Here is a 13972-nt window from a genome sequence, read left to right as displayed (position 1 = left end):
CCATCCGCTAGCGTGCGGCGCCCTTGGGGAGCACGGCGTTGCCTGGCACGGCGCCGCCGTAGTCGTTCAGCGTCTGATAGCGAAGCTGGAGGTCTGCGGCCGCACGGCCATCGAGCGAACCCTTCAGCGGGAGCTCCCTGGTTTCGCCCGGCGCCACCATCACGCCATCGTCGAACCCTGCGCGCTTGCCTTCGCTCTCGAGTTCCACCGAGACGAGGTTCAGGTGATAGGGCGTCGGGTTGCGCACCTCGATCGCCGGCGCGCCCTCGCGCCCGACCAGCCGCCAGACCGCCTGGGCCGGAGCCCCTTCGGCCTTGCCTGCCAGCCCGGGCGGACGGAAGAACAGCTTGATCCGCGAACGGAACGCCAGCTGCAGCTTGTTCGCCTCGGCCATGGCCCCTTCGGGACGGGGCGGCACTTCGAGCATGTTGAGCCAGAACACCGACTCGCGGTCGGAAGGCAGCGGCTCACCCGTGTAGGCGATGCGCAGGGTCTGGCTGCGCGTGGGATCGATGCGGGACACCGGCGGCGTGACCAGGAACGGCGCGCCCTTCGCGGCGGGACCGGCTTCGGCGTTGCCGTCGTCGGTCCAGACCTGCACCAGGGCGGGCGACGCCCCCTCGTTCGAGAGCCTCAGCGTCACCTCGGTTTCTTTCGCGGGATAGATGACGCGGGTGGCGGCCATCACCACGGCCGCCTGCACCCCGCCACACAGGACGAGCGCGCCGACGGCCGCCGTCACGATCCGCATCGCAGCCGATGCATGCGCAGTCTTCATGGGTTCTCCCGAAGCGGTCATTCCGGACACGGGCGACCGCTGGCTGCGGCCGCCCGCGCAACCCGTCACTGGTAGGCGATCGAATACACGACGCTCGTCGTGACCTTGCCGACGGTGGCGGCACCGCCGCTGGCGACGTACTCGGCGGTGTAGCGCAGCGAGGCCGCGCCGTTGACGATGTCGGCGGCCTTGGAGCTCTGCGCCGACAGCGCCAGGCCAAGCTTGATGGGGCTGGCGTCGTCTGCGTTGCTCAGGCCGACCTGCACATTGGTGGCTCCACCCGGGGAGGGAATGAGACGGCCGGTCGTGCTGTCCACGGTGGCACCCGGTTCGAACTGGACCTGCACCTTGGCGGGTGTGGCGGCGCAGCCGGTCAGGTCGATGCTGAACGGCGTCTTGCCGGCCGTCTTGCCGGTCGCGCTGAGCGTGCTGGCGGCGACGGTCGGCAAGGTCACGACGATGTCTTTGTTGCCCCCGTTGATCACGCAGGTCTGGCCCGTGATCTCGCCGTTGAAAGAGATGTTCCCGTCCGCCGCCGAGGCAGATTGCGAGAGGGCGAGTGCGCCAGCGAAAGTAACGGCAGCAATGAAATGGGTACGCATATCGAGTGAACTCCTGAAGACGTGGGTTTGGATGTTGTGCGCGCGGGGTTCGTCTTCGGAGGCCCTGTCACGCCGGTGCTCCTGCGCCGGTCGCGTGGGAGTCAGGCCAATTTATGAACGGCGTGTGTCCCGCAGGCATACGCGTTTGGAACCGCGTGATACTCCGGTGACCTGCGGACAGCCAAAGGCGAACTAAATCACTCGAAAATTAACTGTTCATCCCAAGACTTCGGTTGCTGGGCCGGATCGAACGAGCCTTTGCAAAGGCTTTTTCCGTGAGGCGATCTGCATCTTCAGTTAACGATTTGGACGCAATTTCTTGAGCACCGACAACCCTTAATCGGCAATCCTCCTTTGAATCGCCATATTCATGCGTCTATATGCAGTGAGTTTTTCAAACCCATCCGCCTGCATTTCACATGAAATATGTCACCATTTCTTCACAAGAAAAAACAACCAAACACAACCAAAGTTAATTACTGAAAATTTCACATTTCATCCAGAAGATTTAAGAAATAGACTCCGCCCGCCTTACAAAGGCAAGCGTTATTCATTCTTAAAGATTCAGGGAAATAAAATGCAAAAGGGTAGTTTTTTCAAGGCTGCGGCAGTCGCGGTCACCGTGGTTCTCTCGCAAGGCGCGCTGGCCGCCGACGGCACCGTGAACTTCACCGGCGAAATCGTCGACACGCTGTGCTCCATCGCACCGAGCAGCCAGAACCTGACCGTGCCGCTGGGCAAGGTGTCGCGGGCCACCTTCTATGACAGCAACCCGATCGCTGTCGGTGCGGCTGCCAGCGTCGGCAAGAAGGCCACGCCCGCCAAGTTCACCATCGACCTGATCGGCTGCGGTGCCACGGCCACCGGTGCCTTCGTGACCTTCAACGGCGTGGCCGCCGCGGGCAACCCGGACCTGCTGGGCCTGGCGAACGCCGGCCAGGTCGGCACGGCAACCGCCACGGGCGTGGCTATCGAACTCGGCGACTCCGCCGGCACCCGCATCAAGCTCGGCGAGAAGTCGCAGGAATACATCCTCGGCAAGGGTGACAACTCGCTGAAGTTCCAGGCCGCCTACATCGCGACCGCAACGGCCGTCACGGCCGGCCCCGCCAACGCGGTGGCGCAGTTCACGGTCGCCTACAAGTAATCGCCGCACCGCGGTCCTCGCACGCCGACTGAAGCCCTTCGCATCGCGTCGGCGCGATACCGCCCAGGTTTCACGGCACCGCCGCCCGATCGACACACGGCGGCAGGTGCCACCTCCCGTTTTCATTTCTTGCCCGCACGCCGGGCGCACTGCGTGGTGCGCCGGCACGGTCGGGTGCGCGCGGTTCATGTGTCGGAAACGCGCCGAGGAATTTTTTCTATGTTCAGCAAGAACCGCTTCCGATGGACCTTGGCCGTCCTGCTGGCGCTGTGCCTTCCGTGGCCGGCCGGTGCGGGCATCACGCTCAGCGGCACGCGCGTGATCCTGGGCGAGAAGGACCGCGAAGCCTCCATCCCGGTGAAGAACACCAGCACCTCGCCCTACGTGGTCCAGACCTGGATCGACGCCGGCGAAGGCCAGAACAAGACCCCGCTGCTCGTCACGCCGCCGCTGTCGCGGCTCGATCCGGGCATGGAGAACATCCTGCGCATCATGCGCGTGGCCGGCGACCTGCCGGCCGACCGCGAGTCGGTGTTCTGGCTCAACGTCAAGGAGATCCCCGAGCGATCGAAGGAAGAGAACGTGCTCCAGATCGCGGTGCGCAGCCGCATCAAGCTGTTCTACCGGCCAGCGCGGCTGGCGGGCAAGCCGGAAGAGTCGCGCGCGCAATTGCAGTGGGTGGTGAGCCCCGGCCCCGAGGGGCGCGGTGCGGTGCTGCGGGTCGCCAATCCGTCGGCCTATCACGTGACGTTCACGGCGCTGGACATCAACGACGGCCAGCAGAAGATCAACGCGGACATGGTGCCGCCCTTCGGCGAGGCCAGCTATCCGCTGACCGCCGTGAAGACGCCCGAAGCGATCCGGGTGAGCTTCACCACGCTCAACGACTACGGCGGCGAAACGCCCGGGGAGCAGGTCCGTGTTCCCCAGGGCACCACGCCCGTGGCGGTGAAGGCCGAGCCGCTGCCGCCGCCCGCCGCCCCGGCGGATGGCAGCAAGCAGTGATGACCCCGCGTCCGGGACGAATCGCCATGCGCCACTCCTGCGTCTTTCGCGCGCCGGTTCGATCAGCACTCCACGCCGCGATGCTGGGTGCACTCGGCATGCTGAGCGTGCCCGCCCTCGCACAACAACCAGCGCCACGGCCGCCGTCGGGCAGTGCCGACTTCAATGCGGAATTTCTCAGCATCGGCGGCGACCAGCCGCATGCGGACCTGTCCCTGTTCTCCACGGGCAACCGCGTGCTGCCAGGGACGTATCTCGTCGATGTCTCGCTCAACGAGCGCAGCACCGGCCAGACCGACATCCGCTTCACCGCGGTAGAGGGCCAGCTCGACGCCACCCCCTGCCTCACACGCGGCATGTTCGACACGTGGGGCCTGAACGTGCCGGTGTTTCCCGGCCTGGCGAACCTCCCGGACGACGCCTGCGTCGACCTGGCCTCCGCCATTCCCGAATCCGCCGTCACCTACGACGGCAGCAAGCAGCGCCTGACGCTCAGCATTCCGCAAGCGGCCTTGAAGCGGTCGGCACGCGGGGCCGTCGGCCCCGAAAAGTGGGACCGCGGCATCACCGCCGCGATGCTGGACTACCAGCTGAACTTCGCACGCTACAGCGGCAACAGCACGCGCGACACCGCGCCGATGCCAACGGCGCCGCAAAACATCTTAGACGGCAATCCGTTCGCCGACAGCGCGCGCAAGCCGCAGCGCAACACGCTCTTCGCGGGACTGCGCGCGGGCTTCAATGTCGGCGACTGGCGCTTTCGCCATTTCTCGACCTACAACCGCGGCCTCGACGGCCACAGCCGCTGGCAAAGCGTGAGCACGTACGCGCAACGCGACCTGGCATCGATCAACGCCTACCTGCGCATCGGCGACGGCAACACGCCCGGCAACTTCTTCGACAGCCTGCCATTCCGGGGCGTGCAGCTGGCCTCCGACGACGCGATGCTGCCCGACAGCCAGCAGGGCTACGCCCCCACCATCCGCGGCGTCGCCCAGACCAACGCGCGGGTCACGGTGCGCCAGAACGGCTACATCATCTACAGCACCTACGTCGCGCCCGGCCCGTTCGTCATCGACGACCTCTACCCTACGTCGTCGAGCGGCGACCTCGAAGTGAGCATCGCCGAGGCCGACGGCCGGCAGACGCGCTACACGCAGGCCTTCTCAGCCGTGCCCACACTGCTGCGCGAAGGCACGTGGCGCTTCTCGGCCGCCGTCGGCAGGTACCGCAATGGCGAAGGCGTGGAGACATCGCCGACCACACCCGCGGCGGCACGACCGGCCTTCCTGCAGGCCACGCTGGCGCGCGGGCTGGGCAACGAGCTCTCGCTGTACGGCGGGCTGATGGGGGCGAACATGTACCAGTCACTGCTCGTCGGGGTTGGCAAGAACCTGCGCGATTTCGGCGCCGTCTCGGTCGACCTGACCCACGCGCGAACCACCGATCGCACGCCCCTGAACGGCGCGTCGGTCTACAACGGGCAGTCGCTGCGTTTCCTGTATTCGAAATCCTTCCTGGACGCCGGCACCAGCTTTCGCGTGGCGGGCTACCGCTATTCGACCAGCGGCTACCGCACCTTCCAGGAGGCGGTGCAGATGCAGGACCTGCAGCCGCAGGAGTCGTTCCACAGCCGGCGCAACGAACTGCGCTTCGAACTGTCGCAGCAGCTCGGCGAGTGGGGGTCGGTGTACGCCTCGGCGCGCCAGCAGAGCTACTGGGGCACCTCCGCACAGGACCGGCTGGTGCAGGTCGGCTACTCGGGCAGCTACAGGCAGTTCGGCTACAGCCTCTTCTACAACCACAGCACCAGCCTGAACCGCGCGCCGAACCGGCAGATCATGTTCACGCTGACCATTCCCCTGGGCGACACGCGCGCCCATGCGCAGTACGCCGCCACCCGGGAGATCGGCGGGCGACTGGTGCAGCAGGCGAGCGTCTACGGCGCGGCGTTCGACGACAGTCGCCTGACCTACAACCTGACCGCGGCGCATGCCAACCAGGGCGGCGACAGCAGCGGCAGCGCAAGCGCCAGCTACCTCTCGCCCGTGGGCCGCTTCGATCTCGGGCATTCGCGCGGCCCGGGCTACGGCCAGACCACGGTCGGCGTGGCCGGTGGCCTGCTGGCGCATGCCGGCGGCGTGACGCTGTCGCAACCGCTGGGCGAGACCGTGGCCTTGGTGCAGGCACCGAAGGCGCAGGGCGTCGGCCTCGAATCGCGTCCGGGCGTGAGCACCGACCGGGCGGGCGACGCCGTCATTCCCAACCTCAGCCCGTACCGGCTCAACCGTGTCGCGCTTCGCACCGGCGACCTGGGTGACACCGTGGAAGTCAAGAACGCCGCCATGGACGTGGTGCCCACGCGCGGCGCCGTGGTGGCCGCGCGGTTCGAGACCTCGGTGGGCTACCGGCTGCTGATCACGCTGACCAACGGCAAGGGACGCGCACTGCCGCTGGGCGCGCGGATCGAGAACGAGAGCGGCCAGGAAGTCGGCGTCGTCGGACCGGACGGCCAGGCCTTCGTCACGGGCGCGGGCGACAGCGGCCAGCTCACGGTGCGCTGGGGCCAGGACGCGGCGGACCAGTGCAACGTGCCCTACCGCCTGCCGGTCGATCCCAGCCCCCCGCCCATCCGCGAACTGACCGCGCAATGCCAGGCGACAGACAGCGCGCCACCGAAGGGAATGAAATGAGCAGATGCCCCCTGTTGAATGCCTGCACGGCAGCCTCGGCCCTGGGCCTGCTGCTGTGCGCCTCGCCAGTGCTGGCCGAGTGCTACGTGACCAAGGGCTACGTGGAAAAAATCGTCAACATGAACATCGGCCGCGTCGTCATTCCCAACGACGCCACCGTGGGCACGGTGTTCAAGCAGCAGTTCTTTCCCCTGCCCCTTTCCGGCACGACCGACAAGCCATGGACCTGCAAGAAAGGCGGCGTCGTGAAAGGCGTGATGCTGCAGGGCACCCCCGTGCCGGGCTACGACCACGTGTTCACCACCAGCGTCCCCGGGGTGGGTATCCGCCTGTCGCGCTACTTCGACCAAAGCTCGGTCTCCTACTACCCGCACGAGCGCTCGACCACCGACGACTTCGGCGATTTCAACGCGGCGTCCCGCTTTCAGGTGGAACTGTTCAAGACCGCGCCCGTCACCGGCAACGGCCCGCTCGCGCAGGGCACCTACACCCAGTACTACAGCGTCGCCGACACCAAGTCGGTTCTCACGACGAACCTGCTGGGCGAAGGCATCACGATCATCACGCCCTCTTGCTCGGTCGACCTGGGCTCGCGCAACATCCTGGTGCAATTCGGCAAGGTGCCCAAGGACGGCTTCAAGGGCCGCGGCAGCACCACGGCCGAACGCAAGTTCAGCATCAAGCTCAACTGCAAGGCCGGGCAGAACGCGCAGAACACGGTGTATCTGCGCATGGACGCGGCACAGGACCCGTCGAACGAACAAGGCGTGCTGCAACCCACGCGAGGCGCGCCGAACCTCGCGACCGGCGTGGGCATCCAGGTGATCGACGAGAAGAGCGTGCCCGTCAAGTTCGGGGAAGAAGCGCTGGTCGGCACCTCGAGGAACGGCGACTACGTGCTGAACTACACCGCGCGCTACTTCCAGACCGGCAACCAGGTGACGCCGGGTCGGGCCGACGGCACCGCCACGTTCAGCATCGAATACAAGTAAGAGCCCATGGAGAGGCTCGCTCCGTACCAAGAAGCGGGCAAGGAAGGATCACCCAGCGGCAGGATCGGATCAAGAAAAGCACACCCCCTGACCAGAATCAAGATTCTTCGCGCACCGCGGAGGCAGCTTCGGCGCCTTGCAAGCAGGTTCAAGGTCGCTGGCTGATTCCGCTGTGAGTTACCGCCGTCTTTTGGAATCGACCCATCCCATGACCCTCGAGGGAAAACTGTCCCTGGCCCTGCTGGACAACAGCAGCTCGCGCAGCACCTTGCTCCAGGAGCGCCTGCGCACCATGGGTCACCGGCCCGTGATGTTCAGCACCATCGGAGAGTTGCTGTCCACCTTGAGCCGCGGCAGCCGCTTCGACCTGCTGCTGGCCGCACCCGATGCCATGGGCAGCGAGAGCCTGCTCACCGTGTGCTGGGTGCTGGGCATGCCCGCCCTGCCCATCACCGCGCAGGGCGAACCCGACGTGGTTGCGCTGCCCTCCTATTTCGACGACATGCCCCTGCTGGGCAGCGGTACCAATTTCGACCTGCGCCGCATCTCGAACGAGGCGCTGGTGCAGCACATGCACACGCTCTACACGGAGCAGGACACGAGCGCCGCCACGCGCCAGGCCCCCTCCACGGACCGCTGGACCTGGGGCGAGTATCGCTTCGTGGACGGCAACAACACCGTGCTGCACCGCGACCGCGAGATCGCGCTCCAGCCGCGGCAGTTCTCCTTCGCACTCGAGCTGTTCCGCAACCTCGGCAACGTGCTGACGCGCTCCTGGCTCATGAGTTCGGTGTGGAAGCTCCCGCCCGAACGCCCCGTCACGCGCTCGCTCGACGCCTGCGCCACGAACGTGCGGCGCAAGCTGTCGCTGCAGCGCGAAAACGGGTACGTGCTGCGCGCGGTCTACGGGCAGGGCTACCAGCTGGTGCCTGTGTCCTCGCCTGCGCCGTCGTATCGCATGTGAGATCCGGGGTGCGAACGCACCCTCGCGCATCAAGAGAAAAAGCGACCGCTTCGGACGGTCGCTTTTCTTTTGGGGAGTGCAACTTCTTGCGGGTTGGAGGTCTGCGCAGAAGTCGCAAGCTACCCAAGGCTCAGGGCCGCGGCGCGCCCCCCTCGCGCTGCCGCATGCGCCACTCTCCGACGAAGTAGTCGGCGCGAAACTTCAACCGCTCGATCACGGCTTCGCAGTTCGGCTGCTGCGCAATCACCAGCACGCACCGCGGCTCGTTGCCCTCGCGAAGTTCCGCCTTGCCCGAACAGGCGCCTTCGGCGGATTGCTGCAGTTCGAGCCAGCAACTCCACCCGTCGGGCAGATCGAGATCGATGCGTGTGGCGGTCATGGCGACCGGAGGATAAGTCGGCGCGGCGCATCCACTCAATACCCTGGCATTGACCCTGCTGGCCATGGGTGGGATGCCGCGGTCGTCGGTCGCGATGTCGGCGTCGACCGACATCGCTGCGCGCCGTCTGTCCTCACGACCGCCCCGTCGCGCGATCTAGGCTGACGCCCACGAATTGAAGGCGCTGCGTCGTGCATGACGCACGCAGCCCTCTCTTCAAACACTCCCGACCCCGCACGACCACCCCAAGGACATCAGCCCGTTGACGACCGCCACCGCCCCCGTTCCCGCCGGCCTTCCCGGCACCCACTCGCCAGGCCCGACACCGCACCGCTGGCAGCTCATCCGTGCGGGCGGCGTGGACCAGGTGGTGTTCCGCAGCGGCGAGGACATCGCACGCATCGCCGAGCTCGACCAGAAACTGTGGGTCGCACTCGCGTGCCCCACGCGCGGCATCGACTTCGATGCGCGCACGCTCGACCTCATCGACACCGACGGCGACGGCCGCGTGCGACCGCCCGAAGTCATCGCGGCCTGCCAGTGGGCCTGCGAACGGCTGCGCAGCGCCGACGTGCTGCTCGCGGGCGGCGGCACGCTGTCGCTGGACGACCTCGACGACACGCGTGCGCCGGGTGCCGACCTCGCGAAGGAAGGCCGACGCATCCTCGACCTGCTCGGCAAGCAGGACACGCACACGCTGACCCTCGCCGACATTGCCGACCGCGGCGAATGGCTGGCAGCAATGCGCTTCAACGGCGACGGTGTGGTCACGCCGGCCACGGCCGGCACCGACGACGCGCTGCGCGCCACCATCGAGGAAGCGATGCGCACCCACGGCAGCACGCCCGACCGGCACGAGCAGACGCCCGGCCTCGATCGCGCACGTGCCGAGGCCTTCATGGCCGAAGCGCAAGCGGTCCGCGACTGGCATGCGCAGGGCGACGCAGAGGCGCTGCTCCCGCTGGGCGCACGCACGCTGGCCGCGGCCGAGGCCCTGCGCGCGGTCGCGGCCAAGGTCGACGACTTCTTCGCGCGCTGCCGCGTGGCCGCCTACGACGTGCAGGCGGTGGTGGCGCTCAACCCCTCGCCCGAGGCCTACGACGCGCTCGCGGGACACACCTTCGATGCGAACGTGCAGCCCGTGGCCGAGTTGCCGCTGGCGCCGGTGACGCCCCATCGCGCATTGCCACTGAGCGGTGCGAGCCTCAATCCCGCCTGGGCCGAGGCCATGGCCGCGTTCGCGCGCGATGCGGTGGCGCCGCTGCTCGGCGAACGCGACACGCTCGAAGAAGCCCAGTGGCAAGCGCTGCACGAGCGGCTCGCGCCTTGCGACGCATGGATCGCCGCGCGCCCTGCCAACGCGCTCGCGGGCCTGCCGCGTGAACGCATCGACGCCCTGCTCGCGACACGCGACGCGTTGCTCGCACTCATTGCCGAAGACGAGGCCGCCGAGCACCACAACCGGTTGCTGACCGACCTCGAGAAGCTGCTGCGGCTGCAGCGCGACCTGCGCGTGCTGCTGCACAACTTCGTGTCGTTCAAGGCGTTCTACCGGCGTGAGGGCGCGATCTTCCAGGCGGGCACGCTCTACCTCGACGGGCGCAGCTGCGAGCTCACGGTGCAGGTGCAGGACACCGCGCGCCACGCCGCGCTGGCCGGCCTGGCCAAGACCTGCCTCGCGTACTGCGACTGCACGCGCCAGGGAGAGAAGATGAGCATCGTCGCCGCGTTCACGGCCGGCGACGTCGACTTCCTTTTCGCCGGGCGCAACGGCGTGTTCTACGACCGCCAGGGCCGCGACTGGGACGCCACTGTCACCAAGCTGATCGAGAACCCCACGAGCGTCGCGCAGGCCTTCTTCGCGCCGTACAAGAAGTTCGTCCGACTGATCGAGGAGCAGGTCGCGAAGCGCGCGGCGGCCAGCGAGGCCGGCTCGCAGAGCGCGTTGCAGACGCTGGCCGGACGCGTCGCCACCGCCGACCAACCGACCGACGCAGCGGCCTCGTCAACGAAGACGCCGGCCAAGCCGGGGCCGATCCTGCCCACCGCCAGCCGCATCGACGTGGGCACCGTAGCCGCCATCGGCGTGGCGCTGGGCAGCATCAGTGCCGTGCTGGTCGGCATCTTCGGCAAGTTCGTCGACCTGGGGCAATGGATTCCGGTGGCGCTCGTCGGCATCGTGATCGCGATCTCGGGACCGAGCATGCTGATCGCGTGGCTCAAGCTGCGCCAGCGCAGCCTGGGCCCGATCCTCGATGCGAGCGGATGGGCCATCAACGGCCGCATGAAGGTCAACGTGCGCCTGGGCGGCATGCTGTCGCAGACGGCGCGCGTGCCACCGGGCGCCCAGCGCATCGCACCCGATCCGTACCGCCAGCGGCACGGCCTCGCGGGTGCGCTGGCCGTCACCTGCGTGGTCGGCGCGGTGCTGCTGCTGGCCTGGCGCATGGACTGGCTCGACCCTCGGTTGCCGCCGCGGTTGCAGCATGATCGGGCGACTGCAACCACACCGGGCGCGTGAACACATGACCATCGACTGGCACCTCGAACGCTTCGTGGCGGCACAAGAGCCCGTGTACGCCCAGGTCTGCGCGGAACTCGCGGCTGGACGCAAGCGCACGCACTGGATGTGGTTCGTGTTTCCTCAACTGAAGGCGCTGGGCCGCAGTGCGACAGCGCAGTTCTTCGGCCTCGACGGTACCGCCGAGGCGACGGCGCACTGGCAGCACGCTGTGCTCGGTGAGCGACTGCGCCACTGCGCGGAGCTGGTGCGCGCCCTGCCCGGCACCGATGCGCATCAGGTCTTCGGCTCGCCGGACGATCTCAAGCTGCGCTCCTGCATGACGCTGTTCGAAATCGTGGCGCCTGAAGCCCCCGTGTTCGGCGATGTGCTGGTGCAGTACTTCAACGGCGCGCGGGACGACGCGACGATCGCACTCGTCCGAGCTGCGTGATCAGAACCGCCCCTGGCCGTCTCCCGTGCGGTCATGCGCCCAGCGAATGGCTTGCTGCTCGGCGTGGCGCAGCGCCTCGGCCTCGCTGCCGTACGCGACGTTGTCCGTGTCGGGCGGCAGGCGCTGCTCCGCGCCTTCGACGTTGCCGCCCCCATAGGCGCGGCAGAAGACCACCGGCCTGAAGGTCTGATCGTCCACCCGCTGCGCGGCGCACGAAAACCACCAGCCGAGGTAGCTGAAAGTGAGAAGGCGCTCGCCGACGCCGTCCGCAACTTCCGTCGCGGACGGCGCACTGGGCATGACTAGCGCGTGGCTGTCACCGGTCATGGTGGAAGGCATCCCGAGGGTGCCGGCCGGTCAGCCCTTGGCGCTGCGGAATTGATCGCGCAGCCCCTTGATCTGGTCGTGGTTGGCTTGCGCACCGTCGGCCTGGCGTTGCACCAGCATGCGCACCTCGGCCGGCAGGTCGGCCTTGAGGGCCTTGCGGTAGCGCGCGAGTGCCGCATCTTCGCCGCGCTCGCATTCCTCGAGCATCGACAGCGCGCTGTTCGCGCCGACCGCGCCCTTCACATGCACCCAGCCGCGATGCACCGCACCGCTGACCGTGCCGCCATCGTCGGGTTTGCCGCCGAGCTGGCGGATGAGCGCGACGAGTTCGGATGCCGCGCTGGCGCATTGCGAAGCGCGGCTTTCGAACACCGGCTTCAGTTGCGCCGAGTCGACTTCCTTCGCGCAGGCGCGAAAGCCGTACTCGCCGTCGCGCGTGTTCTCCAGCAGGTCGTTCAGAACGTCGATCACCTGATCGTTGGACACCGCGTCCGCGGTGGTTGCCTGGGTATCGTTGGCCATGGGTGGTTGCTCCTTGAAGGCCGGTCGCCAAAGCGAGGGCCGGGTTGAGAAAGAAAGACTGCAATGAGCCTTCATGGTCGACACGGTGCGGGAAGCGCCCTGTCGTCTCGACCCGACGACGCGTGTAAGCCGTGTCCGAGGCCACGGCCGCGCGCCGCTATGCGCCGACAGCCTCAGGGGAATTGCGATGCCATGCGAGGCGGGCCTCGGCTGACGCGCTCGCGCGCACCACCGCGGCAGCATCGCCCCGACTGGAGGACACGCGCATGGAGCGACTCTTTGATTCCTTCGCCAACACCGTCGCACGCTGGACGGGCAGCCCGGCGGCCTTCCTGGTCTGCGTGGTCGTCGTCGTGGCCTGGGCAGTCGCGGGGCCGTTCTTCGGCTTTTCGGAAACGTGGCAGCTGGTGATCAACACGGGCACCACCATCGTCACCTTCCTCATGGTGTTCCTGATCCAGAACACGCAGAACCGCGACAGCGTCGCCCTGCAGACCAAGCTCGACGAACTGATCCGCACCTCCGACGCGGAGGACGACTTCATCGGCATCGAGCGGCTCACGGACAAGGAGCTGATCGCGCTGCACGCGCGCTGCGAGGCGGCGGCCAAGCAGAGCCAGGCCACGCTGGCGAAGACGCGGGCCGAACGCAGGCGCCGCGGGCATGACGACATCAACGGGGATCGGGCCGGGTAGCGGGAACGTGATTCCCCAAACACGGCGCCAGAATGCAAAAAGCCCAACCTCGGAAGGTCGGGCTTTTTGACTGAATTTGGTGGCCTGGGGCGGAATCGAACCACCGACACGCGGATTTTCAATCCGCTGCTCTACCAACTGAGCTACCGGGCCATTGTGTGCAGCCTCAAATTATACAGCGCTTCTACGGCCTCGGGAAAGGTCCACACCCAATTGTTTGAGTTTTCTGTACAGGTGGGTGCGTTCGAGCCCGGTTTTCTCGGCCACGCGGGTCATCGACCCGTTCTCCATCGCGAGGTGGAACTCGAAGTAGGCCTTCTCGAAACCGTCGCGTGCGTCGCGCAGCGGGCGGTCCAGGTCGAAGCTCTGGGTCGACTGAGGACCCGCGTCGGCCACCGGCACGGCCGCGAGCGACGCCATCAGCAGGCTGTCGCCCGTGGTCGTGATGGCGGCCGCCTGGTGGGCGCCCGTGGGCGGCGGCACCACGCCGGCGGCGGTGCGGCGGGCGCTCTCGCGCGCCAGCCCCTGCTCCACCGCCTTGAGCAGCTTCTGCAGCGTGATGGGTTTTTCGAGGAACGCGAAGGCGCCGATGCGCGTGGCATCGACCGCGGTGTCGATGGTGGCGTGGCCGCTCATCATGATGACCGGCATGCTCAGCAGGCCCGCGGTGGACCACTCCTTGAGCAAGGTGACGCCGTCGGTGTCCGGCATCCAGATGTCGAGCAGCACGAGATCGGGCCGGGCGCGTTGTCGGGCCGCGCGGGCTTCGGCGGCGTTTTCCGCGAGCTCCACGTTGTGGCCTTCGTCATTGAGAATTTCGAAGAGCAGGTCCCTGATGCCCAGCTCGTCATCGACCACGAGAATGTTTGCCATGAGTGCTGCTTGTTGTATGCGCTGGTGTGTATTGATCCGCT

At 67.2% G+C, this 13972-nt stretch carries 14 protein-coding genes and 1 tRNA gene; 8 read left to right on the top strand and 7 right to left on the bottom strand.

The features are described from left to right. Positions 1–7 precede the first annotated feature (7 nt). Both AC57B8_RS13615 and AC57B8_RS13610 read right to left on the bottom strand, forming a co-directional pair. Positions 8–778, bottom strand: coding sequence for a fimbrial biogenesis chaperone (locus AC57B8_RS13615; RefSeq protein WP_369631103.1), 771 nt, complete (start codon positions 776–778; stop codon positions 8–10). A 65-nt stretch (positions 779–843) separates the two neighbouring features. Next, on the bottom strand, positions 844–1380 hold the full coding sequence (locus AC57B8_RS13610; protein WP_369631102.1) for a fimbrial protein: 537 nt from the start codon (positions 1378–1380) through the stop codon (positions 844–846). Between the two features lie 577 nt (positions 1381–1957). Between AC57B8_RS13610 and AC57B8_RS13605 the strand changes: the two genes are divergently transcribed. The 5 genes from AC57B8_RS13605 (at position 1958) to AC57B8_RS13585 (ending at position 8181) form a co-directional block, all read left to right on the top strand. Then, positions 1958–2527 carry a fimbrial protein gene (locus AC57B8_RS13605; protein ID WP_496479875.1) on the top strand — a complete coding sequence of 190 codons (570 nt, stop codon included), beginning with the start codon at positions 1958–1960 and terminating at the stop codon, positions 2525–2527. Positions 2528–2746: 219 nt separating this feature from the next. After that, entirely contained in the window at positions 2747–3532 is a 786-nt protein-coding gene (locus tag AC57B8_RS13600) for a fimbrial biogenesis chaperone (RefSeq protein WP_496479874.1), read from the top strand. An 80-nt stretch (positions 3533–3612) separates the two neighbouring features. Further along, positions 3613–6225, top strand: coding sequence for a fimbria/pilus outer membrane usher protein (locus AC57B8_RS13595; RefSeq protein ID WP_496479873.1), 2613 nt, complete (start codon positions 3613–3615; stop codon positions 6223–6225). Beyond that, complete coding sequence (locus AC57B8_RS13590; protein ID WP_496479872.1) at positions 6222–7217, top strand: fimbrial protein; 996 nt, start codon at positions 6222–6224, stop codon at positions 7215–7217. Before AC57B8_RS13595 ends, AC57B8_RS13590 begins: the two co-directional genes overlap by 4 nt. 208 nt (positions 7218–7425) lie before the next feature. Further along, on the top strand, positions 7426–8181 hold the full coding sequence (locus AC57B8_RS13585) for a winged helix-turn-helix domain-containing protein (RefSeq protein ID WP_095949443.1): 756 nt from the start codon (positions 7426–7428) through the stop codon (positions 8179–8181). A gap of 130 nt (positions 8182–8311) precedes the next feature. Here AC57B8_RS13585 and AC57B8_RS13580 read toward each other — a convergent pair whose 3' ends face one another. Beyond that, complete coding sequence (locus tag AC57B8_RS13580) at positions 8312–8674, bottom strand: hypothetical protein (RefSeq protein ID WP_496479871.1); 363 nt, start codon at positions 8672–8674, stop codon at positions 8312–8314. Between the two features lie 148 nt (positions 8675–8822). On the opposite strand from AC57B8_RS13580, the gene AC57B8_RS13575 reads away from it, so the two are divergent. Both AC57B8_RS13575 and AC57B8_RS13570 read left to right on the top strand, forming a co-directional pair. After that, the gene (locus AC57B8_RS13575) at positions 8823–11081 is read left to right on the top strand and encodes a hypothetical protein (RefSeq protein ID WP_496479870.1); all 2259 of its coding nucleotides are present in this window, start codon (positions 8823–8825) and stop codon (positions 11079–11081) included. Between the two features lie 4 nt (positions 11082–11085). Next, on the top strand, positions 11086–11514 hold the full coding sequence (locus AC57B8_RS13570; RefSeq protein ID WP_496479869.1) for a DUF1810 domain-containing protein: 429 nt from the start codon (positions 11086–11088) through the stop codon (positions 11512–11514). Here AC57B8_RS13570 and AC57B8_RS13565 read toward each other — a convergent pair whose 3' ends face one another. Both AC57B8_RS13565 and AC57B8_RS13560 read right to left on the bottom strand, forming a co-directional pair. Next, positions 11515–11841, bottom strand: a complete 327-nt coding sequence (locus tag AC57B8_RS13565; protein WP_496479868.1) for a hypothetical protein — start codon at positions 11839–11841, stop codon at positions 11515–11517. A gap of 30 nt (positions 11842–11871) precedes the next feature. After that, positions 11872–12363 (bottom strand): ferritin-like domain-containing protein, encoded by a 492-nt coding sequence (locus AC57B8_RS13560; protein ID WP_095949439.1) that lies wholly within the window; start codon positions 12361–12363, stop codon positions 11872–11874. Between the two features lie 266 nt (positions 12364–12629). On the opposite strand from AC57B8_RS13560, the gene AC57B8_RS13555 reads away from it, so the two are divergent. Beyond that, positions 12630–13058, top strand: coding sequence for a low affinity iron permease family protein (locus tag AC57B8_RS13555; RefSeq protein WP_095743449.1), 429 nt, complete (start codon positions 12630–12632; stop codon positions 13056–13058). Between the two features lie 77 nt (positions 13059–13135). On the opposite strand, the gene AC57B8_RS13550 is transcribed toward AC57B8_RS13555, so the two are convergent. Both AC57B8_RS13550 and AC57B8_RS13545 read right to left on the bottom strand, forming a co-directional pair. After that, positions 13136–13211 (bottom strand) — tRNA-Phe (locus AC57B8_RS13550). Between the two features lie 18 nt (positions 13212–13229). Next, positions 13230–13931 (bottom strand): response regulator, encoded by a 702-nt coding sequence (locus AC57B8_RS13545; protein WP_062480363.1) that lies wholly within the window; start codon positions 13929–13931, stop codon positions 13230–13232. Positions 13932–13972: the final 41 nt, after the last annotated feature.

It is taken from the genome of Variovorax sp. BGA-UO-ETr-C22, from assembly GCF_059567965.1.
Note: the sequence above shows the minus strand (reverse complement) of the source record. Positions and strands in the feature narration are given on the sequence as shown.